At 36.2% G+C, this 26,336-nt stretch carries 26 protein-coding genes, 1 pseudogene, 1 riboswitch and 1 other annotated feature; of the genes and pseudogenes, 16 read left to right on the forward strand and 11 right to left on the reverse strand.

The genetic code is table 11. From position 1 onward, the window contains the following. The first annotated feature begins 161 nt into the window (after positions 1-161). Positions 162-2,513, forward strand: coding sequence for a bifunctional 2',3'-cyclic-nucleotide 2'-phosphodiesterase/3'-nucleotidase (gene cpdB / locus ACFVQC_RS03945; protein WP_377897445.1), 2,352 nt, complete (start codon positions 162-164; stop codon positions 2,511-2,513). A 56-nt stretch (positions 2,514-2,569) separates the two neighbouring features. Here cpdB and nhaC read toward each other — a convergent pair whose 3' ends face one another. Then, positions 2,570-3,943, reverse strand: coding sequence for a Na+/H+ antiporter NhaC (nhaC, locus tag ACFVQC_RS03950; RefSeq protein WP_377890364.1), 1,374 nt, complete (start codon positions 3,941-3,943; stop codon positions 2,570-2,572). Between the two features lie 277 nt (positions 3,944-4,220). Further along, positions 4,221-4,440: a binding site (T-box leader), on the reverse strand. Positions 4,441-4,582: 142 nt separating this feature from the next. On the opposite strand from nhaC, the gene ACFVQC_RS03955 reads away from it, so the two are divergent. The 10 genes from ACFVQC_RS03955 (at position 4,583) to tet (ending at position 13,102) form a co-directional block, all read left to right on the forward strand. Beyond that, positions 4,583-4,939, forward strand: coding sequence for a hypothetical protein (locus ACFVQC_RS03955; RefSeq protein ID WP_377890361.1), 357 nt, complete (start codon positions 4,583-4,585; stop codon positions 4,937-4,939). A 77-nt stretch (positions 4,940-5,016) separates the two neighbouring features. Continuing rightward, positions 5,017-6,450 (forward strand): adenosylmethionine--8-amino-7-oxononanoate transaminase, encoded by a 1,434-nt coding sequence (gene bioA / locus ACFVQC_RS03960; protein ID WP_377897447.1) that lies wholly within the window; start codon positions 5,017-5,019, stop codon positions 6,448-6,450. Continuing rightward, positions 6,450-7,178, forward strand: a complete 729-nt coding sequence (bioD, locus tag ACFVQC_RS03965) for a dethiobiotin synthase (RefSeq protein ID WP_377890357.1) — start codon at positions 6,450-6,452, stop codon at positions 7,176-7,178. The genes bioA and bioD overlap by 1 nt, the downstream gene beginning before the upstream one ends. Continuing rightward, positions 7,144-8,331 carry an 8-amino-7-oxononanoate synthase gene (gene bioF, locus ACFVQC_RS03970; RefSeq protein ID WP_377890355.1) on the forward strand — a complete coding sequence of 396 codons (1,188 nt, stop codon included), beginning with the start codon at positions 7,144-7,146 and terminating at the stop codon, positions 8,329-8,331. Before bioD ends, bioF begins: the two co-directional genes overlap by 35 nt. Next, positions 8,328-9,068 carry an alpha/beta fold hydrolase gene (locus ACFVQC_RS03975; protein ID WP_377897450.1) on the forward strand — a complete coding sequence of 247 codons (741 nt, stop codon included), beginning with the start codon at positions 8,328-8,330 and terminating at the stop codon, positions 9,066-9,068. Before bioF ends, ACFVQC_RS03975 begins: the two co-directional genes overlap by 4 nt. Further along, positions 9,034-9,843, forward strand: coding sequence for a malonyl-ACP O-methyltransferase BioC (gene bioC, locus ACFVQC_RS03980; RefSeq protein ID WP_377897453.1), 810 nt, complete (start codon positions 9,034-9,036; stop codon positions 9,841-9,843). The genes ACFVQC_RS03975 and bioC overlap by 35 nt, the downstream gene beginning before the upstream one ends. A 1-nt stretch (position 9,844) precedes the next feature. Continuing rightward, entirely contained in the window at positions 9,845-10,843 is a 999-nt protein-coding gene (gene bioB / locus ACFVQC_RS03985) for a biotin synthase (protein ID WP_002145880.1), read from the forward strand. Between the two features lie 181 nt (positions 10,844-11,024). After that, positions 11,025-11,345: a hypothetical protein gene (locus ACFVQC_RS03990; protein ID WP_377890348.1), complete on the forward strand. Its 321-nt coding sequence runs from the start codon at positions 11,025-11,027 to the stop codon at positions 11,343-11,345. Positions 11,346-11,625: 280 nt separating this feature from the next. Continuing rightward, on the forward strand, positions 11,626-11,688 hold the full coding sequence (locus ACFVQC_RS03995) for a tetracycline resistance efflux system leader peptide (protein ID WP_106081929.1): 63 nt from the start codon (positions 11,626-11,628) through the stop codon (positions 11,686-11,688). Positions 11,689-11,725: 37 nt separating this feature from the next. Next, on the forward strand, positions 11,726-13,102 hold the full coding sequence (gene tet / locus ACFVQC_RS04000; protein ID WP_377897454.1) for a Tet(L)/Tet(K)/Tet(45) family tetracycline efflux MFS transporter: 1,377 nt from the start codon (positions 11,726-11,728) through the stop codon (positions 13,100-13,102). A 306-nt stretch (positions 13,103-13,408) separates the two neighbouring features. On the opposite strand, the gene ribH is transcribed toward tet, so the two are convergent. The 5 genes from ribH to ACFVQC_RS04025 all read right to left on the reverse strand — a co-directional run bounded on the left by ribH (position 13,409) and on the right by ACFVQC_RS04025 (position 17,683). Then, positions 13,409-13,870 (reverse strand): 6,7-dimethyl-8-ribityllumazine synthase, encoded by a 462-nt coding sequence (ribH, locus tag ACFVQC_RS04005; protein WP_327902052.1) that lies wholly within the window; start codon positions 13,868-13,870, stop codon positions 13,409-13,411. An 18-nt stretch (positions 13,871-13,888) separates the two neighbouring features. Then, positions 13,889-15,082 carry a bifunctional 3,4-dihydroxy-2-butanone 4-phosphate synthase/GTP cyclohydrolase II gene (gene ribBA / locus ACFVQC_RS04010; protein WP_377897455.1) on the reverse strand — a complete coding sequence of 398 codons (1,194 nt, stop codon included), beginning with the start codon at positions 15,080-15,082 and terminating at the stop codon, positions 13,889-13,891. A 12-nt stretch (positions 15,083-15,094) separates the two neighbouring features. Continuing rightward, positions 15,095-15,739, reverse strand: a complete 645-nt coding sequence (gene ribE, locus ACFVQC_RS04015; RefSeq protein WP_377890341.1) for a riboflavin synthase — start codon at positions 15,737-15,739, stop codon at positions 15,095-15,097. Beyond that, on the reverse strand, positions 15,721-16,833 hold the full coding sequence (gene ribD / locus ACFVQC_RS04020) for a bifunctional diaminohydroxyphosphoribosylaminopyrimidine deaminase/5-amino-6-(5-phosphoribosylamino)uracil reductase RibD (protein WP_377897456.1): 1,113 nt from the start codon (positions 16,831-16,833) through the stop codon (positions 15,721-15,723). Before ribD ends, ribE begins: the two co-directional genes overlap by 19 nt. Before the next feature lie 309 nt (positions 16,834-17,142). Further along, a riboswitch (FMN riboswitch) is annotated at positions 17,143-17,286 on the reverse strand. Between the two features lie 190 nt (positions 17,287-17,476). Next, positions 17,477-17,683 (reverse strand): CDGSH iron-sulfur domain-containing protein, encoded by a 207-nt coding sequence (locus ACFVQC_RS04025; RefSeq protein ID WP_001151579.1) that lies wholly within the window; start codon positions 17,681-17,683, stop codon positions 17,477-17,479. 139 nt (positions 17,684-17,822) lie between these two features. On the opposite strand from ACFVQC_RS04025, the gene ACFVQC_RS04030 reads away from it, so the two are divergent. Then, positions 17,823-18,068, forward strand: coding sequence for a DUF2552 family protein (locus ACFVQC_RS04030; RefSeq protein WP_002111659.1), 246 nt, complete (start codon positions 17,823-17,825; stop codon positions 18,066-18,068). Positions 18,069-18,078: 10 nt separating this feature from the next. Here the strand turns inward: ACFVQC_RS04030 and ACFVQC_RS04035 are convergent, their stop codons facing one another. Continuing rightward, positions 18,079-19,002 (reverse strand): alpha/beta hydrolase, encoded by a 924-nt coding sequence (locus ACFVQC_RS04035; protein WP_002111658.1) that lies wholly within the window; start codon positions 19,000-19,002, stop codon positions 18,079-18,081. A gap of 82 nt (positions 19,003-19,084) precedes the next feature. Here ACFVQC_RS04035 and ACFVQC_RS04040 point away from each other — a divergent pair, with 82 nt between their 5' ends. Next, positions 19,085-19,591 (forward strand): GNAT family N-acetyltransferase, encoded by a 507-nt coding sequence (locus ACFVQC_RS04040; RefSeq protein WP_377897459.1) that lies wholly within the window; start codon positions 19,085-19,087, stop codon positions 19,589-19,591. Between the two features lie 133 nt (positions 19,592-19,724). Further along, a complete protein-coding gene (locus ACFVQC_RS04045; protein WP_377897460.1) occupies positions 19,725-20,651 on the forward strand; it encodes a LacI family DNA-binding transcriptional regulator in 927 nt (308 codons plus the stop codon). A gap of 25 nt (positions 20,652-20,676) precedes the next feature. Here ACFVQC_RS04045 and ACFVQC_RS04050 read toward each other — a convergent pair whose 3' ends face one another. Next, positions 20,677-21,996: a Na+/H+ antiporter family protein gene (locus ACFVQC_RS04050; RefSeq protein WP_377897461.1), complete on the reverse strand. Its 1,320-nt coding sequence runs from the start codon at positions 21,994-21,996 to the stop codon at positions 20,677-20,679. Between the two features lie 116 nt (positions 21,997-22,112). Further along, positions 22,113-23,114 (reverse strand): alpha/beta fold hydrolase, encoded by a 1,002-nt coding sequence (locus tag ACFVQC_RS04055; protein WP_002145887.1) that lies wholly within the window; start codon positions 23,112-23,114, stop codon positions 22,113-22,115. 131 nt (positions 23,115-23,245) lie between these two features. Here ACFVQC_RS04055 and ACFVQC_RS04060 point away from each other — a divergent pair, with 131 nt between their 5' ends. Next, positions 23,246-23,722: a ribbon-helix-helix domain-containing protein gene (locus ACFVQC_RS04060; protein ID WP_377897463.1), complete on the forward strand. Its 477-nt coding sequence runs from the start codon at positions 23,246-23,248 to the stop codon at positions 23,720-23,722. A 49-nt stretch (positions 23,723-23,771) separates the two neighbouring features. On the opposite strand, the pseudogene ACFVQC_RS04065 reads toward ACFVQC_RS04060, so the two are convergent. Beyond that, positions 23,772-24,091 (reverse strand): annotated as a pseudogene (locus tag ACFVQC_RS04065) (ferritin-like domain-containing protein). A 168-nt stretch (positions 24,092-24,259) separates the two neighbouring features. Further along, positions 24,260-25,849: a bifunctional metallophosphatase/5'-nucleotidase gene (locus ACFVQC_RS04070; RefSeq protein WP_033707173.1), complete on the reverse strand. Its 1,590-nt coding sequence runs from the start codon at positions 25,847-25,849 to the stop codon at positions 24,260-24,262. A 201-nt stretch (positions 25,850-26,050) separates the two neighbouring features. Between ACFVQC_RS04070 and ACFVQC_RS04075 the strand changes: the two genes are divergently transcribed. After that, complete coding sequence (locus ACFVQC_RS04075) at positions 26,051-26,314, forward strand: YqkE family protein (protein ID WP_002014945.1); 264 nt, start codon at positions 26,051-26,053, stop codon at positions 26,312-26,314. The last annotated feature ends 22 nt before the right edge of the window (positions 26,315-26,336 follow it).

A 26,336-nucleotide genomic window follows, 5' to 3' on the forward strand; every position in this document is an offset into this window, starting at 1 on the left:
CGTTAATTGTTAGTTTTCATCAATCGGGCGTTTAAGGGGACTACTCGTTAGCGCAGGATGAAATGAAAATCGTGTCTCTAATAGAAGAAAAAAGGTATGTGGTTAGAGGCAGATAGGGATTCATTTCATTATTTCTGGTAATTGTATAAGGGGGATTTTTTGTGAAAAAGTCAAAAAAAATGCTAGCTGGAGCAACTCTTGCTATAGGTGTAATAGCGCCGCAAGTATTGCCAACAACAGCTCATGCGGATGAGAATACTGGGGAGAGTACAGTTAACTTACGAATTCTAGAAACATCAGATATTCACGTTAACTTAATGAATTACGATTATTATCAAACGAAAACAGATAATAAAGTAGGTCTCGTGCAAACTGCAACACTTGTTAATAAAGCACGTGAAGAAGCGAAGAACTCTGTCCTATTTGATGATGGAGATGCATTACAAGGGACACCGCTTGGGGATTATGTAGCGAATAAAATAAATGATCCGAAGAAGCCTGTGGATCCTAGTTATACCCATCCATTATATCGTGTAATGAACTTAATGAAGTATGACGTCATCTCTCTTGGGAATCATGAATTTAATTACGGTTTAGATTATTTAAACAAAGTAATTAGTAAAACAGAATTCCCGGTTATTAACTCGAATGTCTATAAAGATGATCATGATGGTATGGAAGAGAATGACAAGCATTACTTTGAACCATATCATATTTTTGAAAAAGAAGTAGAGGATGAATCTGGCCAAAAACAAAAAGTGAAAATTGGTGTAATGGGATTTGTTCCACCGCAAGTTATGAACTGGGATAAAGCAAATTTAGAAGGTAAAGTAAAAGCGAAAGATATTGTGCAAACAGCGAAAAAATTAGTTCCAGAAATGAAGGAGAAAGGTGCGGATGTTATCGTTGCATTAGCTCATTCAGGTGTTGATAAGAGTGGATACAACGTTGGCATGGAAAACGCATCGTTTTATTTAACAGAAGTTTTTGGTGTAGATGCAGTATTAATGGGACATTCACATACTGAAGTGAAAGATGTATTTAATGGTGTTCCAGTTGTAATGCCTGGTGTCTTTGGAAGTAACTTAGGTATTATTGATATGCAATTGAAAAAGGTAAACGGAAAATGGGAAGTGCAAAAAGAGCAATCGAAGCCGCAACTTCGTCCGATTGCTGATAGTAAAGGGAACCCATTCGTACAATCTGATCAAAAATTGGTTGATGAAATTAAAGACGATCATCAAGCGACAATTGATTATGTGAATACAGCTGTAGGAAAAACGACAGCGCCAATTAATAGTTATTTCTCATTAGTACAAGATGATCCTTCTGTGCAACTTGTGACAAATGCCCAAAAATGGTATGTCGAAAAGTTGTTTGCTGAAAATGGACAATATAGTAAATATAAAGGAATTCCAGTTTTATCTGCAGGGGCACCATTTAAAGCAGGTGGCCGAAACGGTGCTACATATTATACGGATATTCCAGCTGGAACGTTAGCAATTAAAAACGTTGCAGATTTATATGTATATCCAAATACGTTATATGCTGTAAAAGTAAATGGGGCACAAGTGAAAGAATGGCTTGAAATGTCTGCAGGTCAGTTTAATCAAATTGATCCAAAGGAAACGAAGGAACAGCCATTAGTAAATATAGGCTATCCTACATATAACTTTGATATTTTAGATGGTTTAAAATACGAAATAGATGTGACACAACCAGCGAAATACGATAAAGATGGAAAAGTTGTAAATGCAAATACGAATCGTATTATAAATATGACCTATGAAGGTAAGCCAGTAGCTGACAATCAAGAGTTCATCGTCGCTACAAATAACTATCGTGGAAGTAGCCAAACGTTCCCAGGTGTAAGTAAAGGGGAAGTTGTATACCAATCACAAGATGAAACACGTCAAATCATTGTGAAGTATATGCAAGAAACACCAGTTATTAATCCAGCAGCCGATCAAAACTGGACATTTAAGCCGATTGTTGCAGATACATTAAATACAACATTTGATTCTTCACCAAATGCACAAAAGTATATAAAGAAAGATGGGAAAATATCATATGTTGGACCATCTGAAAATGAATTTGCTAAATATGCAATTGATATAACGAAGAAGAACGATGGTGGAGAAAAACCAACAACACCACCAACAGGTGAAGGTAATAATGGAGGAAATCCAACAACACCACCAACAGGTGAAGGGAATAATGGAGGAAATCCAACGACACCACCAACAGGTGAAGGGAATAATGGAGGAAATCCAACGACACCACCAACAAATGAAGGTAATAGTGGAAACAATGCAGGATCTGGACAAACTACAACAGATGATCAAAATACAAAAGAAACAACGACAACTGTAAGTGAAAATAAAGAAGCTGAAAAAGATGAGCGTGATTTACCGAAAACAGGTGCAAGTGTTGCTTCTACAATTGGAGCGGGTCTTGCGTTTGTTGGAGCGGGATTACTTATGTTATTTAGAAGAAAGAAAGCAAATAGATAGTAAAGTATTGTAAAAAAAGGATTACCGTAATCGGTAATCCTTTTTTTACGTATATATTATGAAGCTGGTACTGCTTTTTCTTTCTTCCATGAAAGACCAAATCCAGTGAAACCAACAATAATTGTTAAGACTGGACAAGCTAAGCAGAAGATTGCGTATGGAACATAATCGATTGTTGGAACGCTAAGGACGTTTGTTAAGAATACGCCGCTTACACCCCATGGTACGAGTGGATTAATAACGGTACCTGCATCTTCTAATACGCGTGATAAATTACGACGTTCTAAACCGACTTCATCGTATTTGTTAGCGAATGCTTGTCCTGTTAAAACGATTGATAAGTATTGTTCGCCAAGTAAGAAGTTTACACCAATTGCAGTTGAAGCAGTAGAAATAATTAAGCGTGTACTATTTTTTACGAAGCTAGAGATGATATTCATCAGCTGCGTGATAATGCCCATTCCTTGTAGTAAACCACCCATACAAAGAGCAAGGAAAATAAGAGCAATTGACATCATCATACTTTGTAAACCACCACGAGATAATAAGCTATCAATATCTTTTATACCAGTTTTAGAAACGTAACCGTCTTGCATAATTTTCATTAAATCAGCTAAAGAAGTGCCAGGTTTAAAAATAAAGAGAATGATAATTCCTACTACGATTCCAGCAAGTAATGTTGGAACTGCGGGTGCTTTTTTAAATGCGAATAGGAACAGTAATAAAATTGGAATAAGTGTAACGATAGAAATCGTTGCATTTTTTTCTAATGTGCTAATAAAGGATGTGAAATCAACATCTCCTCTAGTACCACTTCCTAAAATGAAAAATGCAATAAAAGCAATAATGAAAGCTGGAACTGTTGTCCAAAGCATGTTACGAATATGTTCAAATAAATCTACACCCGTTACAGCGGGAGCTAAGTTTGTTGTATCAGATAAAGGAGACATTTTATCCCCAAAAAATGCACCAGAAATAATTGCGCCAGCGATAAGAGCTGGATCGTATCCGAGAGCACTACCCATGCCCATAAAGGCAAGTCCTACAGTTGCAGCAGTTGTAAACGCACTACCGATACTCGTTCCAACAATTGCACAAACAACAAAAACAGTTGGAACGAAAATTTTAGGAGATACAAGTTGGAAGCCGTATACCATTAAAGTTGGAATTGTTCCAGCTGCGATCCAAACACTAATTAATACGCCTACAAGTAAGAAAATAAATATAGATGGAATACCAGCTGAGATACTGCTTATCATCCCTTTTTCCATAGTAGACCAATCAATTTTTTTTATAAATCCAAATGCCAGTAAAAGAACGATACCAAATAAAATTGGGATGTGTGGTGAAACTTCTAATTTGATAACACTAAAACCAATACAGAAAAAGATAAAAATTGTTAAAAGAACAGATTCAATTTTTGAAACCATTGTTTTTCCCTCCTAAATAATCTAAAATAGCTCTTTTTTATATGAAATTCGCCAATATTGTTTATTTCCTTCTAAAATTTAGAATTTCAAGACAAATTACCGGTAATTGTCAATATCTCAATATGATACGGAAATGATTGGATAAAAAAACGTCCCTGCATATAATTATGCAGGGACGAAGAACTCGCGGTACCACCCTAGCTTGTGAAAGGAATGTATCACAAAATAAAGGGCCATATGATATGCGCTAATAAAATAAAAACGCCCCTGCAATATATGCAGGGACGAAAAATTCGCGGTACCACCCTAAATTGTGAAACAGTGTCGTTTCACCACTCTTTAGACATAACGGTCTAAACCGTCTTTCACTACTCCTCACGTTTCGTAAAAGAAGCTCCAGGGGGTAATTCATAAATCGCTCTGTACTGGTTCGCACCGACCACCAGCTCTCTGAAATCAGAAAACGAAATACTACTAAATCCTATCAACGCCGATTCATATGATGTTAGTTAAATTTTTATCATATATTCATCATACATGTCAATAAAAACATTCGATATTTTTTTAGGGAAATAAAGGATAAATGTTTTTAATACTGTAAAAATGTGCGTTATAATGAATTTGAAAGGGGAGGAAAGAGTGAAGAAAAAAATAATTCTTTTTACCACCTTACTAGTCGTTGGCGGAAGTGCTGGAATTTACACAGCTTTTGCAGCTGAATCAGAGCAGTCGAAACAAAAGCAAATACAGCAGTCAGAAGTGAAGAAAGTGAAAGAAACTGAAGAGAAGAAATCAATGGAAAAATCAGCTGAAAAACTAGGAGTTTCTACTGAAGGGAAAACAAAAGAAGAAATTACGAAAGAAGTAGATATCGCTAGGTTTGAGCAGCGTCATGATTTATTAATTGAGCATGCTAAGCAACTTGGAATTGATACAGAAGGAAAAAAAGATGAAGAGATTATTTTAGAAATTGGAAAGATACAACATGGAAAGTAGAACAACTTATCGTATGATAAGTTGTTCTTTTTTAAGAACTATTTGATTTAAAAATAATTGACAGTCATTTAATTTTAATGTTAACTATATTTATAAACAAGTTAACATTAGAGGTGACAATTGTGACTGTTAATAGTAACACGAGTAAAAAATCGTCTTATACATATGAAGAATTATCGAAGAAGAATAAAGATTACGTATGGCACCCATTTACACAAATGAAAGATTATTTAGAAGAAGATCCTGTCATTATTGAACGTGGAGAGGGAAGAAAGCTATACGATGTAAATGGAAATGAATATTGGGATGGTGTTTCGTCTATTTGGTTAAATGTTCATGGGCATCAAGTACCAGAACTAGATGAGGCAATTCGTGAGCAATTAAATAAAATTGCCCATTCTACTATGTTAGGACTTGCTAATGTTCCATCTATTTTATTAGCAGAAAAAATAATTGATGTTGTACCAGAAGGCTTGAAAAAAGTATTTTATTCCGACTCTGGTTCTACCGCTGTTGAAATTGCAATTAAGATGGCTTTCCAATATTGGCAACATAAAGGGAAACCGAGAAAACAAAGATTCGTTACATTAAAAGAAGCATATCACGGTGATACGATTGGTGCTGTTTCAGTAGGAGCAATAGACTTGTTTCACCAAGTGTATAGTTCACTCTTATTTGAGGCAATTAAAATGCCGTATCCATATACATATCGTTCTCCTTATGGAGATAATAAGGAACAAATTGTAAAGAAACATTTAGAAGAAATGGAAGAATTGCTGAAAGAAAAACATGAAGAAGTAGCAGCTATCATTGTGGAGCCATTAATGCAAGGTGCTGGCGGGATGATTACAATGCCAAAAGGATACTTAAAAGGGCTTCGCGATTTATGTACAAAATATAATGTATTATTTATTACAGATGAGGTAGCGACTGGATTTGGGCGTACTGGGAAAATGTTTGCATGTGAACACGAGGATGTGACGCCAGACATTTTAACTGCGGGAAAAGGCTTAACAGGTGGTTATTTACCGGTGGCAATTACGGTAACGACAGATGAAATTTATAATGCCTTTTTAGGAGACTATGAAGAACAAAAAACATTTTTCCATGGTCATAGTTATACAGGGAATCCGTTAGGGTGTGCCGTAGCAATTGCAAATTTAGAACTATATGAAAAAACTAATTTAATAGAAGATGTTGCGCATAAAACAGAATATGTAGCAACACAATTAGAAGCCCTTAATGAATATAAGCACGTAGGAGATATTCGTCAGTGTGGGCTAATGGTTGGTATTGAACTTGTGAAAAATAAGGAAACGAAAGAATCGTTTGAATGGACAGAAAGAGTCGGTATTCAAGTATGTAAACGCTCAAGAGAGCTTGGCATGATTTTACGTCCGCTTGGTAACACCATTGTATTTATGCCTCCTCTTGCGTCTACAATGGCTGAAATTGATGAGATGTTACGCATTTTATATAAAGCAATCTCGGATGTTACGGAGGGAGAGTAATGAGTGGTTTCTTTATAACAGCAACGGATACAGAAGTTGGCAAAACGGTAGTGACAGGAGCATTGGCAGGTATATTTCGAGAGCGTGGACATAATGTTGGTGTATATAAACCGTTGCAAAGTGGTCATGTTGCTTCAAATCCAGAAGGAGATGCAGCAAGATTAAAAGCGTTCTCGGGTGTACCGACAAAAGAGGATGAAATTTGCCCTTATTCAATTGAAGAACCACTTGCTCCGAGACTTGCTATGAAAAGAGCTGGAAGGACAGTAACGTTAAAAGAAATTACTGATCACTATAATGAACTACTAAAAGAGTTTAATAGCCTATTTGTAGAAGGTGCTGGTGGGCTTGCCGTCCCATATGCAGAAGGCGCTTTAGTAATTGATTTCGCAAAAGAGTTAAAGCTCCCTCTTATTGTAGTAGCGCGTCCTACACTTGGGACAGTTAATCATACTGTTTTAACAATTTCTTATGCGAAGGCACATGGTTTAACAGTAGCAGGTGTAATTTTATCTGGTTGTAAAAAATGTGAAAAAGAAAGAGTGCAAGAAAATAAAATAATGATTGAGGAGTTAAGTGGAGTGCCGGTTTTAGGATTATTACCATTCCTTGAAGGAGAGTTTACAAAGGAAGAATTATTAGAATCGGCAAAAGAGCATATTATGATTTCAAAATTAGAGGAGCTCATCCAAAATGAATCAAACGTGGCGCGCGCATCTTCAATCTAAAGTAGAACAATTAAAGGAGCAAGGGCAGTATCGTAATTTACATGTAACAGAGCGATCTGAAGAGACATGGCTTATTCGAAATAAGAAAAGGATGCTAAATCTAGCATCGAATAATTATTTAGGATTAGCTGGAGATGAAAGGCTGAAAGAAGCTGCTATTGCCTGCACAAGAAAATATGGAACTGGAGCGACAGCATCTCGTCTCGTTGTAGGAAATTATCCACTGTATGAAGAGGTTGAGAGAAGTATATGCGATTGGAAAGGCACTGAAAAAGCCTTAATTGTAAATAGTGGATATACCGCGAATATTGGGGCGATTTCTTCGTTAGTTGGTCGCCACGATATTATTTTTAGTGACAAATTAAATCATGCAAGTATCGTTGATGGAATCATATTAAGCGGAGCAGAACATAAAAGATATCGTCATAATGATTTGGATCATTTAGAGAAGCTATTGAAAATGGCATCATCTGAAAAGAGAAAATTAATCGTAACAGATACTGTTTTTAGTATGGATGGAGATACCGCAAATTTACAAGATTTAGTGCAACTGAAAGAAAAATATGGGGCACTTCTTATGGTTGATGAAGCGCATGCGAGTGGAATATTTGGGAAAGATGGTGCCGGATTATCTCATATTGAAAAAGACATTGCCAATAACATTGATATACATATGGGGACGTTTAGTAAAGCGCTAGGATGTTATGGTGCTTACTTAACAGGTAATTCGACTTGTATAGAGTATTTACAAAATATGATGAGGGGCTTTATTTTTACTACAGCTTTACCACCAGGAACATTAGGAGCGATAAAGAAGGCAATTGAAATAGTGAAAGAAGATAACGAAAGAAGAGAGAGTCTCTTAGAAAACGGGGCATACTTCAGAAGTCGTTTACGAGAAGCCGGTTTTGATATTGGGAATAGTTCAACGCATATAGTTCCAATTATAGTCGGTTCCAATGAAAATGCTATGCGCTTTAGTAGAGAATTACAAGAGGTAGGTATTGCAGCAATTGCAATTCGTCCACCAACTGTTCCTGTTGGTAGTTCCCGAATTCGCTTTGCAGTTACGTCACAACATATGAGAGCTGATTTAAAGTGGGCAACGCAGCATATTATTCGCATTGGTAAAGAAGAGGGGTTTTTAGTATGAAAGAGCTGAAGATCATTTTTATTCCTGGATGGGGAATGGAAGAAGATGCTTGGACTTTAGTTTTGCCATATTTTAAAGGATATTCTGTTCAATGTGTAGAGTGGCGTAACGTGAAAGAACAAAGTGAGTTTGAGGGACGAATAATAGGTGTAGCGCATGATGAAAATGTAATTTTAGTGGGATGGTCACTGGGAGCTTTAGCCGCAATTCAAGCTTATAAAAATATTAAGGCGAAAGGTATCGTACTAATTGGTGGTACTGCTAAATTTACAAATACGAGTGACTATACAAGTGGATGGAATTCTTTGCATGTAGAACGGTTGAAAAAGAATTTGGCGAGAAAGAAAGAAGATACGTTGAAGCGGTTCTATGCAAATATGTTTACCAAAGATGAGCTGAAAGAGAATAAAAGTTTTGAAGACATTGTAAAACGTTTTAAAGGTGATTCTATTCAGTCTTTACAATTAGGTTTGGATTATTTAATAGAAACAGATATGAGAGAGGAACTTAAAGAAATTAAGGTCCCTATACTACTTATTCATGGAGAGCAGGATGTAATATGCCCGTTGTCTGCAGCGCGTAGTATGACGGAAAATAGGAACGTCACGCTGAAAGTAGTAAGCGAAGCTGGGCATGCATTATGTGTTGTGAATTTTGAATATTGCGCAAATGAGATAATTCAATTTGTAGAGGGGATACGACATGATCAACAAAACGTTACTGCAAAAACGGTTTAATGGGGCAGCCGTATCTTACGATCAATATGCAAGTGTACAAAAGAAAATGGCACATTCGTTACTTTCTATATTGAATCGGCGATATAGTACAACAGCATCAATACGTATTTTAGAACTTGGGTGCGGGACAGGATATGTAACAGAGCAATTATCAAATTTATTTCCGAAAGCGCATATTACAGCTGTTGATTTTGCTGAAAGTATGATCGCAGTTGCGAAAACTAGACATAATGTGAAAAATGTAACGTTTCACTGTGAGGATATTGAACGATTACGACTAGAAGAATCGTATGATGTCATTATTTCAAATGCCACATTTCAATGGCTGAATAATGTAAAACAAGTGATAAGAAATTTATTTCATCAATTGTCTATAGATGGCGTACTACTCTTTTCAACGTTTGGACATGAAACATTTCAAGAATTGCATGCTTCATTCCAGCGGGCAAAAGAAGAGAAAAATATACGAAATGAAACATCGATTGGTCAACGTTTTTATTCGAAAGATCAGTTACTCGATATATGTAGGATAGAAACAGGGGATGTGCATGTTTCTGAAACATGTTACATAGAAAGATTTGCAGAAGTTAGGGAGTTTCTACACTCTATTCGAAAAGTAGGAGCGACCAATAGTAATGAAGAGTCTTATTGTCAAAGCCCTTCACTCTTTCGTACGATGCTCCGTATATACGAAAGAGACTTCACGGAAAAAGAAGGGATAGTAGCAACATATCATGCTTTATTTACGTATATAACAAAAGAGGGGAAGGAATGAAATGAAACAAGTACAAACAAAAAGGGATTGGAAAAAACTTGCATACGACGTAGTAGAGGAGAAAATGATTGCGAAAGAAGATGCAATTGCAATATTAGAAGCTGATGATACAGAGGTTTTAGAAATTATGAATGCAGCTTACATCATTCGCCATCATCATTTTGGTAAGAAAGTAAAGTTGAACATGATTATAAATACGAAATCTGGATTATGTCCTGAAGATTGCGGGTATTGTTCACAGTCTATTATTTCAGAAGCACCGATTGATAAGTATGCATGGTTAACACAAGAGAAAATTGTTGAAGGAGCGCACGAAGCAATTCGTCGTAAAGCGGGGACATATTGTATTGTTGCATCTGGTCGTCGTCCGACGGATAAAGAAGTAAATCACGTTATTGGAGCAGTTAAGGAAATTCGTGAAACGACAGATTTGAAAATTTGCTGTTGTTTAGGATTTTTAAATGAAGATCAAGCAGGTCAGTTAGCAGAAGCTGGTGTGCATCGTTATAACCACAATTTAAATACGCATGCCAACAATTATGATAGCATTTGTTCAACGCATACGTATGACGATCGTGTTGATACAGTCCAAAAAGCGAAGCAAGCCGGTATTTCTCCATGTTCTGGAGCGATTTTCGGAATGGGAGAAACGATTGAACAGCGCGCTGAAATTGCCTTTGAATTACAACGTTTAGATGCGGATTCTATTCCGTGTAATTTCCTTGTTGCTGTAAAGGGCACTCCGCTGGAAGGACAAAAAGAATTAACACCTGTAGAATGTTTAAAAGTGCTGGCGATGATGCGTTTTGTAAATCCAACAAAAGAAATTCGTATTTCAGGCGGTCGAGAACTTAATTTACGTTCTGTACAGCCACTTGGTTTATTTGCAGCAAACTCTATTTTTGTCGGGGACTATTTAACAACAGCTGGACAAGAGCCGACTGCGGACTGGGGTATGATTGAAGATTTAGGATTTGAGATTGAAGAATGTGCGCTATAAGATAGATGAAAAGCAAACTCTTTAAAGGGTTTGCTTTTTTTTGTAAATAAAATGTAATAAAAGTCCATTAACGCTTGATAGTAGTCACTTTTGGATGAGAAAAATAATTTTGTGGACGAATTTTCCAAGCTCTAATTGTACATAGTAAAAATGTAAGTTATATCGGGTTGGAGGATTTTACATGTACAAATACATATTAGCCATTATGACTTGTCTGATTTTAATAAAAGCGATAAGTGCTGATCCAGTTAAGGCGGCTGAAAATCCTGAACAAAAAGAAATGCAACAAAGAATTGAACAGCATTTTCGAACGAAAGCTGAACATTTTGGACTTGAAACAGAAGGAAAAGATTTAAAAGAAGTAAGGAAGGAAATTTCTATTATAGAAGAAGCGAAAAAGAGAGAAAATGTGTGGAGAACAGCACAAACTCTTCGTATAAAAACAGAAGGAAAAACGATGGATGAATTAATAGAAGATGTACGAAAAAAGGTGGAAAAATAAAAAAAGGAAATATTAAAATGTAATTTTATCATACACACTTAAAACTTCCGGAAAAAAATAAAGAAAGACCGTCAATATACTAGAGCAAATGCTCAAAATATTCACGGTCTTTCTTTAGTATTATTCGTAAAGTAACAAAAAAAGTCGTTTAAAAAATAAAAAAGTTGTTTGAAAAAATGCGAGTTATTCTATTCCATAATTATGCCCTATTATGAGATAGTTTCGTATCATAAGCTATATGTGATAAAATATACGAATCATATTTTAGGAGGAGTTATTTATGAAGTGCAATAAATATAATTGGGTACATTTGAAGAGGGAAAGCGTATCAATGACCCTATAAACTACGTCTACCCTCATTATTTATTGGAGGGTTAAATGTGAATACATCTCATTCACAGTCAAATTTACGCCATAATCAAGTTTTATTATGGCTTTGTGTTCTTTCTTTTTTCAGCGTTTTAAATGAAATGGTTTTGAATGTTTCATTACCTGATATTGCTAGCGATTTTAATAAGGAACCAGCAAGTGTAAACTGGGTAAACACAGCGTTCATATTAACTTTTTCCATAGGAACAGCTATATATGGAAAGCTATCGGATCAGCTAGGCATCAAAAAGCTACTCCTATTTGGGATTATAGTGAACTGCATCGGATCAGTGATCGGATTTGTTGGACATTCGTTCTTTCCTGTAATTATCTTGGCTCGGTTTATTCAGGGGGCGGGTGCAGCTGCATTTCCAGCACTTGTGATGGTTGTTGTGGCGCGTTATATTCCAAAAGAAGATAGGGGTAAAGCATTTGGACTTATTGGGTCAATTGTAGCAATGGGAGAAGGTGTAGGGCCATTTATTGGTGGAGTGATTGCTGAATATATCCATTGGTCTTATTTACTGCTTTTACCACTTGTGACGATTATCACTGTTCCATTCCTTGCAAAATTAATGAAACAGGAAGACCTAATAAAAGGCTCTTTTGATACTGTAGGAATAATATTCATGTCCGTAGGTATTGTATTTTTTATGATGTTTACGACATCCTATAGAATTTCCTTTCTAATCGTTAGCATTATATGTTTCCTGATATTTGTTAAACATATTAGGAAAGTATCTAATCCTTTTGTTGATCCTGCGCTAGGAAGAAATGTCCCATTTATGATTGGAATCATTTGTGGAGGACTTATATTCGGAACTGTAGCAGGATTTCTTTCTATGGTCCCTTATATGATGAAAGATGTGTATCAATTAAGTACTGCTGCAATTGGAAGTGGGATTATTTTCCCTGGTGCAATGAGTGTTATTGTTTTCGGTTATATTGGTGGAGTTCTTGTTGATAAGAAAGGCTCTTTATTTGTGTTAACAACTGGAGTTGCATTTCTTTCTATCAGCTTTTTAGTAGCTGCCCTTTTTATAGAAACAACACCATGGCTCATGACAATTATATTAATTTTTGTTTTTGGGGGGCTTTCTTTTACGAAAACTGTTATCTCCACCATTGTTTCAAGTAGTTTGGAACAAAAGGAAGCTGGTGCTGGAATGAGTTTGCTTAATTTTACAAGCTTTCTATTAGAAGGAATGGGTATTGCAATTGTAGGTGGATTATTATCGATACGTTTGTTAAATCGAAAATGGCTACTTATAAATGCTGATCCATCCACTCATTTGTACAGTAATATGCTACTTCTTTTTGCCGGGAACATCGTCATTAGCTGGTTGGTTACTATGAATATGTATAAACGTTCAAGAAGAAATAGATGAATTTAGCTGGGCCGCTGCCTAGCTAAAATTGGCTGCTATTTTTTGAATAAAACTTAGATTTTCAAATGACTTTATTGTTATATTTTTTAGTGTAGTGAAGTATCTTAGATCAAAAATTAAACAAGAATAACCCCGTACTAAATTTAGAACGGGGTTATTCTTGTTTAATCAAATAAAATTAAATCAATTTTATTTGATTAATTTAATTAAAAACTCCTCTAACATATTAGACATATATAACATGTTAGAGGAGTGATTTTATAACGTTATTTATAAATTAATTCTTGATAATGTTAACCTCTTTTTTTAAGCCCATTGTTTTGATAAATGAGCCATTTCGATCGCAGCAACTGCTGATTCATATCCTTTGTTACCAGCTTTTGTACCTGCACGTTCAATCGCTTGTTCAATTGTTTCTGTCGTTAATACACCGAAAATAACTGGAATGTCCGTTTGTAGTGATAAAGACGCAACACCTTTTGCTACTTCATTACAAACGTAATCGTAATGCGTTGTAGCACCGCGAATTACTGTACCTAATGTAATAACAGCATCATATTTTCCGCTATTTGCCATCTTTTTAGCGATTAAAGGAATTTCAAATGCGCCAGGAACCCATGCAACATCAATATCATTTTCTGCTACACCGTGACGCTTTAATCCATCTAAAGCTCCGCCAAGTAACTTACTTGTAATAAACTCATTAAAACGTCCAACAACAACCCCAACTTTTAATCCTGTACCAACTAAATGACCTTCGAATACCATAGTGTATCTCTCCCTTAATTATAAGTTTAGTAAATGTCCTAATTTGCTTGCTTTCGTTTGTAAATACGTTTTATTTTCTTCTTTTGTTGGCATTTGCAACGGTACACGCTCGGTTACTTCTAAATCGTAACCTTGTAAGCCAGCAATCTTTCGTGGATTATTCGTTAATAATCGTAAACTTTGTAAGCCTAAATCTTTTAAAATTTGAGCGCCAATACCGTAATCACGAAGATCAGCTGGGAACCCAAGTTTTTCATTTGCTTCTACAGTATCTAACCCTTCTTCTTGTAACTTATAAGCGCGAAGCTTATTCAGAAGGCCAATGCCTCGTCCTTCTTGTCTCATATAGAGAAGAACACCTTTTCCTTCACGCTCAATTTGAGCAAGTGCAGCATGTAGTTGTGGTCCGCAATCACAGCGGCACGAACCAAATACATCTCCTGTTAAGCATTCTGAATGAACACGTACAAGTACAGGTTCGCCTGTTGAAATATCACCTTTTACGAGTGCGATATGTTCTTTCATATCTAATGAGTTAGAATAGCCAATTGCATGAAAAGTACCGAAATCTGTAGGTAATGTAATTTCCACTTCTCTCGTCACAAGTGTTTCGTGATGGCGGCGATAAGCAATTAAATCTTCAATTGTAATCATTTTTATATCAAATTGTTTTGCACACTGTATTAAATCAGGTACACGTGCCATCGTCCCATCTTCATTTATAATCTCGCAAATGACGCCAGCTGGCTCAGTTCCGCAAAGTTTTGCTAAATCAACAGCAGCTTCTGTATGACCTGCGCGGCGAAGGACGCCACCTTCTTTCGCAATTAATGGAAAGATATGTCCAGGGCGGTTAAAATCAGTTCCTTTAGATGCGGGATTCAATAATTCCTGTATTGTTGTAGCACGCTCATGAGCACTAATGCCTGTTGTTGTAGAAACGTGATCGATGCTTACTGTAAAAGCAGTATGATGTGAATCCGTATTATGAGAAACCATTGGTTCTAACTGTAGACGCTCTGCGTACCCTTCCGTAATCGGTACGCAAACGAGACCACGACCGTGTGTAATCATAAAATTAATCGTTTCTGGTGTAATGCACTCTGCTAAAGCAATAAAATCGCCTTCATTTTCTCGGTTTTCATCATCACATACGATAATGACTTTTCCTTGTTTTAAATCTTCTAGAGCTTCTTCAATACGATGAAACATTGTGCTTCCCCCTTATAGAAATCCGTTTTCTTGTAAAAAGCTTGCGGTCATTGAATCAGTTCTTTTTGCGGGCTTTGAAATAAAGCGTTCAATATATTTTCCAATCATGTCACACTCAATGTTTACGATGTCCCCGGCTTTTTTTTCGCCGATTATAGACTCGCTTACTGTGTGGGGGATGAGTGAAATTGTAATTGAAGATTCGTCTATATCAAATATTGTTAAACTAGTGCCATCAATAGCAACGGATCCTTTATGCAAACAATAGCGTAGTAATTCATCAGAAATTGCTATTTTGTAATAGATGGCATTGTAATGTTGTTTTTTAGTTAAAATCGTACCGATGCCGTCGATATGTCCGGTGACGAAATGTCCACCGAATCTTCCGTTTGCAGCCATCGCCCGTTCTAAATTCACTTTGGCGCTTGTCTGTAGCATACGAAGTGATGTTGCTTTCATTGTTTCAGGCATTACATCGACAGTGAATGAAGTAGTCGTAAAACTAGTTACGGTTAAGCAAATGCCGTTAACCGCGATACTATCACCTAACTTAACATCTGATAAAATTTGATTTGCGCTAATAGTTAGCTTCATGGCTTCCCCGTTTTGAGTCATGCTTGATATCGTTCCTAACTCTTCTACAATTCCTGTAAACATTCCGTCACCTCGCTTTTTAAGGTTGCAACAATTTTTATATCATTACCAATTTGTTTCATCTCTTGAATCGTTAAGGAAAGTGTATCTTGTAATTTTGAAAAACCAGTTCCACCAAATAAAGTAGGTGCATCTTTTCCGCCAATTAATTTCGGGCTTATATAGGTCACAATTTCATTAAAACTATTTGTTTTTAAGAAGCTTGCATGTACCGTTTGACCACCTTCAACAAACAGAGAAAGGATTTGTTTCTCACCGAGTAGGTGTAGGACATCTTGTATTTCAATTTGCTTCGTTTTCATTTGGAATACAGCTATATTGTTAGATTCATAAGACGCTATTTTCTCTTTATTTACATCCTTACCGACAATAATCCATGTCGGAGCTAAGCCATCCGTTATGACATGAGAAGATGGTGGCGTTCGTAAGTGGGTATCTAAAATAACGCGTATAGGATGTTTACCTCCGTTTGGAATTCGTGTTGTTAAGTGTGGATTATCAGTTAGAACTGTATTCACACCGACTAGGATAGCATCATGCATATGACGATATTGGTGAACATCAGCGCGTGCTTCTTCGCCTGTAATCCACTGGCTTTCACCCGTTACAGTTGCTGTTTTTCCATCTAAGCTCATTGCTGTTTTTATTGTTACAAAGGGACGTTTCGTTTTCATATAGTGAAAAAAGTATCGATTTAATAAAGTGGCTTCCGCCTCAAGAACACCAGTAGTTACCTCGATTCCAGCTTCTTCTAATCTCCTTTTTCCATTTCCAAAAACGAGTGGATTGCAATCAAGGGTAGCAATTACAACCCGCTGGACTCCTTTTTCAATGAGTAATTCACAGCAAGGTGGTGTTTTTCCAAAATGGCTACATGGTTCAAGTGTTACATAAACAGTAGCGTCTTTTGCTCTTTCACCAGCCATGTGAAGAGCATGAACTTCAGCATGTTCTTCACCAGCACGCAAGTGAGCTCCCATTCCTATGATGTTTCCATCTTTTACAACAACAGCACCAACCATAGGATTTGGGCTTGTTTGTCCCGATGTTCCTTGTGCTAACTGCAAGGCAATCCTCATATATTCTTGATCTGTCATTCTCTTCACCTCTCCTGAAAAAATCAAAAAACCCCAAGGATATAGAATCCTTGGGGTTTGGGAGACGTGATTTCTAGAAATATAGTTCGAATACGAAAGTATAGGAAAGAAACCTAACGATGATTGATATTTTGGTATAAGAAAAAAACCTAGCAAAATATCGAGTTTTTCAAACGCTAGTCGTATCTTTTTATTTCAGTATAGAAACATAAGTATACAAAATAAAACATATATAAAGAGTCAAAATGAACCTTTAAAAATATGCATACTGAAATAAAAGTGTATTCGCTATATATAATTACTAGAAAACATATCCTTCTCCCATCCAGACTATACTGTCGGCCCTAGAGTTTCACTAGATCCACCGTTTTCGCGTTGAAAACGGGTCACGGACTTAGAAGCTTTCGCTTCATCACCGCCGGTTGGGAATTTCACCCGACCCCGAAGGATGTTGTTTGCTCACATTATAGCACAAAAAAGAAAAAAGCATAGTGAAAAATGTTCGAATGTGAAGAATTGTGTGAAAATATATGCCGATTTGAATGGGGACGAAAGTAATAGAAATGTTGAAAGGGGAAGGGCTGTATAGGCTTTGGTCAAAAGAAAAAACATACACAAATAAATGTGCATGCTCTTTAAATATTTATTCTGCCTCTGGTGCTCTAACAACAGACTCGAATTTTCCTTTATGCGAAGCATCGCAATAAGGCATATTTTTTGATAAACCACAACGACATAAAGAAAATGCCGGTTTTGCTGGGAATGCATTCCCTTGTGAGTCAACTAATTCCACGTCCCCTGTAACGCGAAAAGAGCCATTATCATTTACTTTAATTTGTACTTTTGCCAACGTTATCCCTCCTTTCCAAACGCTTACTCTCATCATATAATTAGGGAGAGTACTTGACAATATAAAAAGAGCACTTTGTTTGAGAGAGAAGAGAGTGTTATAATAGTTTTTATAACTGACTAGAGTAAGGTGACGAAAGATGGATAAAAAATTACAAACACTACAAAATATTGCAAATGAGCGCACATGGGCATCATTTTTGAATGATAATCATCCATATAGTTTACTTCATTGGTCAATCGCAGGTGTAGGACAAGAACCGAAAGATGTTTGGTTACTTCAAGATGAGGTGACTTTTCAAACGACGGAATTCCCAACGCTAGACGAGGCAGTAAAGTGGATTTCTGAAAATATGGAACAAGTTACAGACGTTTTAGCGCAGTAAAAAAACAGGCTTATGCAAGCCTGTTTTTTGTTTCTTTTACATATGTGTTTAAAAATTGATCGATGGCATCTTCGTACTCTTCTTTATTTTCATTATAAGAGCAAGCGTGTGCACCATGTTCTGCAATATAAAGCTGTTTATTATTTTCTTTCGCTTCATAAAGTGATTTCGTCATATCAGATAAAATATAGTCATCATCTTTACTATGAATAAAGAGAACAGGATTGTTAATGTTTTTTATACAATCAATTGGTGAAACTTCACGAATTGTATAGCCATCACGAACTTTTAAAAAGGCATTTGCTAAAGGTAATAAAGGCCATTTTGGCAAATGAAACTCAACTTTCAAACGATGCTGTAACTGTCCATAAAAATCAGAGAAAGGACAATCAGCAATATAAAAATCAGCACCATCTTCAACAAGTCCTGCATATTGAAGAAGAGTTGCAGCACCCATAGATTCACCATGAATTCCGAGTGTAATATTCGTTCCGAAACGATCTTTTAGCCAGTCAACTACTGACTTTAAATCATGTTTTTCATAATAGCCATAACTTGTTGTTTTACCACCGGTTTTACCATGACGGCGATGATCATAAATAAATACGTTATATCCTCTATTTAAAAATAAGTTTGCATATTTAACGGAATTGATTTTATTTACGGTCACACCGTGGCAAAAAATCATGAATTTATTGGAATGACCAGCTGGCATGTAATATCCGTGAAGTTCGTATCCGAATTGAGAAGGGATGTGAACCTCTTCTTTTTGAATAGCCTTAAAATCGTCTAAATGAAAATGCTTTTTCGTTTCGCGTTCTAAAACTTCTTCCTCTGTTTTTTTCTTCAAGTACATAACTTTATTTGTAAAGAAAATCCCAATCGCAGTTAGTGCACCTAGTATAGTAAACAATGCTGTAAAAAAACGTTTCATACTTTACCTCATCCTCCAAATACCTCTACATATGATACACTAACATTGTATCACAATGATGTGAAAAGGGGAGAAATCGTATATGGTTCATATACAAAAAATTACACTAGAAATGAAAGAAGCAATTCAGGATTTTATGTGTGAAAACTGGGGAAGCTCAATGATGGTCTCGCGAGGCAGAGTACATCAATTAGAAGAATTACCCGGTTTTGTTGCACTTAGAAATAACAGAATAGTGGGAATTATAACGTGTAAAGTGATAGAAAACATCTGTGAAATTGTATCATTAAATAGTTTTGAGGAAGGAAAGGGGATTGGTACAAAACTGGTGGATTGTGTGTTGCAAGTGGCAAAAGAGAACGAATGTAAAAAAGTGTGGCTCATCACGACGAATGATAATATGAACGCACTTCGTTTTTATCAGAAACGTAACTTCATGATGACGAACTTGTATATTGATGCGGTAAAGGAAGCACGAAAAATAAAGAAAGAAATCCCGTTTATTGGTTATGATAATATCGCGATTTCACATGAAATTCAGCTGGAGTATATTTTATCCCGCTATTTACTGCCCGTAAACGCCCACTGATTAAAGTTTCACTTTATGAGTAGAGTGGAAGTTGTGTAACAATTTTCAGAAATATAAAACAATAACCTTGACGAATGTTATATTTTGGTTTAGTTTAAAATTGTAATCTATTACCATATTAAGGGGTGACGATGTGGCAACTATACGTGATGTTGCAAAATTGGCCGGTGTTTCAGTCGCAACCGTTTCAAGAGTCATTAACGAAAAAGGATATGTCCATGAAGATACGGTGAAACAAGTAAAAAAAGCAATTGAAGAATTAAATTATAGACCGAATGCTACAGCAAAGCCTTTATTTAAACAGCCTTCAACGATGATTGCATTACTTGTAGATAATTTGCATAATCCATCATACATCACTTTGCTCCGTTTTGTTGAGGAAATAGCATATAAAGAAGGGTATCAAGTAATAGTTTGTAATATAGAAAATAAGAATAGATACATAGATATGTTGGAACAAAATAACATTGCAGGCGTTATAATGACGAAATCTGTTTTTCGAAGTATAGGAGAAATCTCACTTCCTTTCGCTGTGCTTGAAGAACGACAATCTCTGACTAGTTATTATGAAAGTGGACAGAAAGCTGTTTCTTTATTAAAAGAGAAAGGCTGCCAGTTTCTTGCTTATATCGGTGAGGGAGTAGAGAGTGAAGAAATGGAAGAGCATGTGGCAGGGTTTTTAGATACTGCTTGGAAAGAAGGACTTTCTTATCGAGAGGAAATTGTACAAGGGTATACGAATCAACAGTTTCTTGAATTGTTACAAAAGCATCCATACATAGATGGAGTTGTAGCTTCAAGTGATAAGGTCGCTATTGAGCTAATCAGGGCGGCGAAAACTCTTAATATTCATATACCAGGTAAGTTGCAAATCATTGGATTTAACGGGAGTGTAGAGGGTGAATGGATAAGTCCATCATTAACGACGATTGGAAGTTATATCGAAGAAAATGGGGAAATAGCTTTTCAGCAGTTAATAGGAAAAATAAAGAAGAAACAAGTGGAACAAGAAGAAGTGGAAACAGAATTTAGATGCATTGAGAGAGAAACAACAAAGTAAAAGGTGCGTTTTTAAAACGCACCTTTTATAGTGTAATTGCGGCAATAAAGCCGAATATAAGTAACGGTATATTATAGTGTAGAAATGTTGGGACACATGTATCCCATATATGATGGTGCTGACCATCAGCATTTAAACCGGACGTTGGTCCAAGTGTACTATCAGATGCTGGAGAACCTGCATCACCAAGTGCACCAGCTGTACCGATAATTGCGATTGTTGCCATTGGACTAAATCCGAGCTGGACGCATAACGGTACGAAAATTGTTGTTAAGATAGGGATGGTTGAAAAGGAAGAACCAATTCCCATCGTAACGAGAAGTCCAATAACGAGCATAAGAAATGCAGCAAGCGGTTTATTATTTCCGATTATATGTGCACTCGTTTGCACAAGAGATTCAACATGTCCAGTTTTTCGAAGAACAGCGCCAAATCCAGCGGCAGAAATCATAACAAATCCGATAAAGGACATCATACGCATTCCGCTCGTTAAAATAGCATCGGCTTCTTTAAGAGGGAGACTACCGCTAACTGATAAGACGATAATACCTGCTAAAGCACCGAAAATCATTGATTCTGTTGCTAATTGCACAGTTAATGTAGCGAGTATTGATAATAAACCAAAAGTAATGCTTCTTTTCGTATAGGGAACGATTTCATTCTGTGCAGCATGAATTTGTTCTGCTTCATATGTACGTGGTTTTCGGTATGTAATGAAAACTGCTACACATAATCCGATAATCATACCGATTGCTGGAATAGTCATCGCTTTTGGAATAAGTGCGACATCAAATGTAAGACCGCTTTGCGCAGCATTTGTTTGTAATACGTCATGATAAATTTTTCCGAATCCTGCTGGGACCCACATGTAAGGGGTAATTAATCCAAATGTAATAAGACATGTTACAAGCCTACGATCCACCCTCAGCTCATTTAATACTTTTAAAAGTGCTGGAATTAAGATTGGGATGAAGGCGATATGAACAGGGATAATATTTTGTGAGAAACAAGCCATTGTTAAAATGATAAATAATATAAGTATTTTAGAATAGACTTGTTTTTTCGTGTCTTGTTCGTTACCAATCCATTTTAAAGCTGATTGGATCATTGCATCAGGAAGTCCTGTTTTTGAAAGGGAAATAGCAAATCCACCGAGCATTGCGTAGCTTAATGCGATAGGAGCACTGTTCCCAAGACCGGCTGTAAAAGTACTAATTGTTTCTGAAATACCGAGTCCGCCGATAAGTCCGCCCGTTAAAGCTCCAACGATAATGGCGACAATGACTTGGACACGTAACAAACTAAGCAGTAGCATGACTGCTACTGCGATGAGTACAGCGTTCATAATAAATGTAATCTCCCTAATTTTTATTCTGTTAAGGCAAGCAAATGTTTGCAGTGACATATACTTGCGACATATCATTATAAAATGTTTTCTATGAAATGTAAAAGAGCCTTTCGTTATGTATGTTGAAAAGATAATTCTTGTTTAATTGATTGTAAAGATTTGGCGAATAGTTCAGGCTCTTCTAAATCTGGAGAATGTGCCGAGTTTGGAAACCAAACCATCTTTTTAATAGGAGCTTGAATGATATCGCAATATTGTTGAACGAGTGCATAAGGAGTTTGATAATCATAGCGACCAGAACAAAAATAAACAGGAACAGATAAACTTGAAATAGACGAAAAGAAATCGATTGTTAGCATCTCTTCCCATAAAACTCCAGATTTCAAATTTCCTGCGAGAAATTTGAACCAGTCTAATAGCGTATATTCAGGAGAAAAGAAACCTTTTCGTATGAAAGAAAAGGAAGATCCGTTTTGTATTGCTCCGCCAAATGTACCAAGCCACTTTCTTTGAATAATGAGACGTCTCGTATCTAAAAAGGGTGGTTTCCCTAATTTTAAAAGAGAAGCTAATGCCTTTTTATGGTCATGTTTTTTTGCAGAGCTAATTAAATGTCGGTATAGTAATTCTTCGTTTTGCTTCATATGTACGATTTGACCGATGCCGATGTATGCTTCTATATATTTGGGATATTGACTAGCGATTTGCAGTCCGATAATACTCCCCCAGGAATGCCCAGCGAGAAACAATTTCTGTTTTTTAAAGCGTCTAAGAAGATAGTGGATGACTTCTTTTGCATCTGAAATAAATTGATCAATCGTAAAATTTGTTTGGATATCTCGCCATAAAAAGGATTTACCTGCCCCGCGTTGATCCCAATTAATAACGATAAAGTGCTTTTCTAACTCTTTTTGAAAATGGCGAATAAAGCCGATTTGTGCCATACCAGGACCGCCGTGACAGCATAATAAAATAGGCTGTTCCATGTTTTGGCCGCGTATAAGGAGAGATTGTTTCCGGTCATTAATCATAACGCTTTCTATCGTAGCGATACTGTTAGGGATTAATTGCTTCTTTTCGTTATAAAACCGAGGGGTATGGCTACGAAAAAGCATATGTAAACCTCCTTTTCTTAAATGGTATGAATCGCACAGGCTCTTTCTTTTGCATATACTACTAGAAAATCATTGTATCATAACATACTGGTTTGATTTCAAGTTTAGGCGATTAAGAGAGGAGGGAGAATGTGACGATTGGAGAAATTATTGATTCTTTAAATAGACGCGAATCGATCGCTATTATAGCGAAACGGCTTGAAATGAGCCCGTATACATTATCAAAGAAGTTAAGGGTGATTGGATATGAATATGATGGAGAGCAGAAAAAACGTATCTTTATAGGTGATGGTGAAGAGCCACGTCATTTGCAAATCCAAGAAGCTACTGCCCTTCAATATGCAAAAACAGACTATCAATTACTAATTTATGAACAATTACAAAGCATTTATGAATTACTAAGAAAAAGAGAAGAAATAAGTGTTCAAATTATAAGTAAGAGCACAGAGAAAAAGAAACGAACCTTTTCAATTAATATAGAAGTATTAGCAAGACTAGATGTTATATCGGAAGCGAAAGGGATTCAAAAGTCTAAAATTGTAGAAGAAGCACTACATGAATTTTTGCAACGGTATGATGTTAATCATGAAACGTATCCAGAGAAATAAAAGAAAGGATACTATGTTCCATATAAGAGCGTGTATCCTTTCTTTCATTTCATTCTTTGTTTTGTTTCGAAAAGTAATATAGGAACCAAACGGGATGATTTTGTTCATCATCAGCTATGCGCCGAAATGTTTCTTTCACTTGTTGATTTGTCGCTTCGTCTGCAATTTCTAAGTGAAAATCAACTGTTCGTTGCTCATCTTGCCGAATTTCAAGGATTTGATTTCGTTCATTTATGTCTGGAGCTAAATTAGCTAATCAGCATAACAATGAATGGCGCTATATTCTTCGTTAATGGCTTTCTCAATACTACGAATGAGTTTGTCGTTTTGTCGATATAATGTATCGTCATTGTTTGGATAGAAATACATACAAACCCTCCTATTATAGTTTTCTATATACTACGAGGAAACAAGGGCTATGTGCTTATCCTTTACTGCACTAGAAGAATGACAATACGTATGACTCTAAAAGAAGAAGCTCCTTGCATATAAAAGGAGCTTCTTCTTTCGAGTGTCACGTACTAGTTTGAATAGTATTTAGTTGATTTTTTGAATACGTCCATCAATAATTGGCTGAATTGGTTCTTTCACTTGTTTTACATAATCGACTAATGCTTCAAAATCGTTTGGACCAGTTTCAGCATTTTTTCCATTTTTAAAGGATACGAATCCATCACCACCAGAAGCTAAGAAAGCATTTGCAACTACGCTATACGTTTTAGATGGAGATAATTCTTCTCCATTTGTTAAGCGTATATTCGTAACCTTTTCACCGTTTGGTTTGCTTGCATCCCAAGTATATTGAATACCTGAAATTTGCAGCATTCTCGTTGTTCCTTTTTGCCATTGTTGATTTAAAATATCACGAATATCTTGACCTGTTAAATCTACTTTAATCAACTGATTTCCAAAAGGTTGAATGCCGTACAATTCGCCCCATGTAATATCGCCAGCGTCTAAGTCATTACGAATGCCGCCAGGATTCATAAGTGCGATTTGAGTTTGCATCGTTTGGCGCTGTGCATCGGCAACTAAATTTCCAAGTGTAGATTCACCAGCATCGTTTTGTTTACGGTCAATAGGTGCTGTAGATTTTCCGACTACTTCATTTACAAGAGGTGCGATTTTTTCTTTATATTGATCTAACTTTTGTTTTACTTGTTTATCAGGTTCGACACCTTCATGGTATGTTGTAACAACTTCAGCTTTTTTCTTCACAATATCTTTTGTTTTTCTATCAATCGTTACATCTACATCAGAGAAAGCCATCCCGTAAGAGTTCGCTTGTACGATAAGCTTATTATTAACAGTACCATTTACATACGTATGACTATGTCCACCGAAAATAACATCAACTTCTGGATCCGTTTCATTTGCAATTCGAGTAAGGTCTCCATTTGTTACGCCAGACTCATCGGTAGTTCCGCCAACATGGGCGAGAACGACGATGGATTTAACGCCGAGACGTTTTAATTGTTGCGTTGATTTATTAATTGCTTCAACTTCGTCAGTGATTTGTACATTTTTAAGCATAGTAGGCATAACGACATTTGGTGTATCAGTTGTAACGACACCAATGAACCCTACAGGAACACCATCTACCATTTTTACAGTAAATGGTGGTAAAAATAAGCGACCAGTTGATTTGTTATAGAAGTTTGCAGCGACATAAGGGAAGTTTGCTCCCTTGAATTTCCCTGTTTTTTCATGGTAACCACCGTAAATGAGTCGTTGCATTTCGTCTATGCCTTCATCAAATTCATGGTTTCCGATTGTACCAACATCAAACTTTAAGTCATTTAAAAATTCAATCGTTGGTTCGTCTTGTAACAATGCTGAAACTGGTGGACTAGCTCCGACAATATCGCCAGCATGTACGAGAAGTGTATTAGGGTTTTGTTTTTTACGTTCTTTTAAATAAGTGGCTAAGTAATCAGCGCCACCAGCTTCTTTGTTATTAATTTTTTTAACAGTATCTAGTTGACCATGGAAATCATTAATGCCGAGCATTTGTACGTCTATGTAACGGTTTTGTTCAGCTGGAGTCTGGGATGGGGGAGCGGCGAATACGCTCGAAAAAGTAATGGTGCTTAAAACAGCGACAGCGGGAATGATTTTTTTCCACATAATTCATTTCTCCTTTTTTTATAATCTGACATCATACGACATAATTTTAATAGATTCATAGGATTATATCTATATAAAAATTTAGTTTTTTCGAAAAATTAACATATTTACAAAAGATGAATAATAGAGTATGGAACCTTTTTTATTGTTGATTTCATCATGTATCCTCTATAATGGAGAAAAAAGTAAAAGGTGAGTAGTATGAAGAAAAAGAAGCAAAGACAAACACAAAGACACTCTCAAATGAATCAACCAGAGAAAGAATCACTTACACTAGGTGATCAATTGAACGATTCGTTAATGCAACAATTAAAGAATAAGAAAAAAGAGTTGCAAGTGAGAGAAGAGAAAAAAGAGGCAGCAGAACAAGAAAGAAAGCGTAAAGAACAAAAAGAACGTGAAAAGAATAAATCATTTGAAGAACTGTTAAGTGAAAGTAGCCTTACTTGGAAAGACTTTAAATAATAAAAAATGATCAGTGAAATGC

Source organism: Bacillus sp. NPDC057893, assembly GCF_042796455.1.
Taxonomy (GTDB): domain Bacteria; phylum Bacillota; class Bacilli; order Bacillales; family Bacillaceae_G; genus Bacillus_A.

What these genes read in the sequence shown, in the direction of transcription:
- nhaC (WP_377890364.1), bottom strand. Translation starts at nt 3,943, where the DNA reads ATGGTTTCAAAAATTGAATCTGTTCTTTTAACAATTTTTATCTTTTTC.
- bioA (WP_377897447.1), top strand. Translation starts at nt 5,017, where the DNA reads ATGTTAACTATATTTATAAACAAGTTAACATTAGAGGTGACAATTGTG.
- bioD (WP_377890357.1), top strand. Translation starts at nt 6,450, where the DNA reads ATGAGTGGTTTCTTTATAACAGCAACGGATACAGAAGTTGGCAAAACG.
- bioF (WP_377890355.1), top strand. Translation starts at nt 7,144, where the DNA reads ATGAATCAAACGTGGCGCGCGCATCTTCAATCTAAAGTAGAACAATTA.
- ACFVQC_RS03975 (WP_377897450.1), top strand. Translation starts at nt 8,328, where the DNA reads ATGAAAGAGCTGAAGATCATTTTTATTCCTGGATGGGGAATGGAAGAA.
- bioC (WP_377897453.1), top strand. Translation starts at nt 9,034, where the DNA reads ATGATCAACAAAACGTTACTGCAAAAACGGTTTAATGGGGCAGCCGTA.
- bioB (WP_002145880.1), top strand. Translation starts at nt 9,845, where the DNA reads ATGAAACAAGTACAAACAAAAAGGGATTGGAAAAAACTTGCATACGAC.
- ACFVQC_RS03990 (WP_377890348.1), top strand. Translation starts at nt 11,025, where the DNA reads ATGTACAAATACATATTAGCCATTATGACTTGTCTGATTTTAATAAAA.
- ribH (WP_327902052.1), bottom strand. Translation starts at nt 13,870, where the DNA reads ATGGTATTCGAAGGTCATTTAGTTGGTACAGGATTAAAAGTTGGGGTT.
- ribBA (WP_377897455.1), bottom strand. Translation starts at nt 15,082, where the DNA reads ATGTTTCATCGTATTGAAGAAGCTCTAGAAGATTTAAAACAAGGAAAA.
- ribE (WP_377890341.1), bottom strand. Translation starts at nt 15,739, where the DNA reads ATGTTTACAGGAATTGTAGAAGAGTTAGGAACGATATCAAGCATGACT.
- ribD (WP_377897456.1), bottom strand. Translation starts at nt 16,833, where the DNA reads ATGACAGATCAAGAATATATGAGGATTGCCTTGCAGTTAGCACAAGGA.
- ACFVQC_RS04030 (WP_002111659.1), top strand. Translation starts at nt 17,823, where the DNA reads ATGGATAAAAAATTACAAACACTACAAAATATTGCAAATGAGCGCACA.
- ACFVQC_RS04035 (WP_002111658.1), bottom strand. Translation starts at nt 19,002, where the DNA reads ATGAAACGTTTTTTTACAGCATTGTTTACTATACTAGGTGCACTAACT.
- ACFVQC_RS04040 (WP_377897459.1), top strand. Translation starts at nt 19,085, where the DNA reads ATGGTTCATATACAAAAAATTACACTAGAAATGAAAGAAGCAATTCAG.
- ACFVQC_RS04050 (WP_377897461.1), bottom strand. Translation starts at nt 21,996, where the DNA reads ATGAACGCTGTACTCATCGCAGTAGCAGTCATGCTACTGCTTAGTTTG.
- ACFVQC_RS04055 (WP_002145887.1), bottom strand. Translation starts at nt 23,114, where the DNA reads ATGCTTTTTCGTAGCCATACCCCTCGGTTTTATAACGAAAAGAAGCAA.
- ACFVQC_RS04070 (WP_033707173.1), bottom strand. Translation starts at nt 25,849, where the DNA reads ATGTGGAAAAAAATCATTCCCGCTGTCGCTGTTTTAAGCACCATTACT.
- ACFVQC_RS04075 (WP_002014945.1), top strand. Translation starts at nt 26,051, where the DNA reads ATGAAGAAAAAGAAGCAAAGACAAACACAAAGACACTCTCAAATGAAT.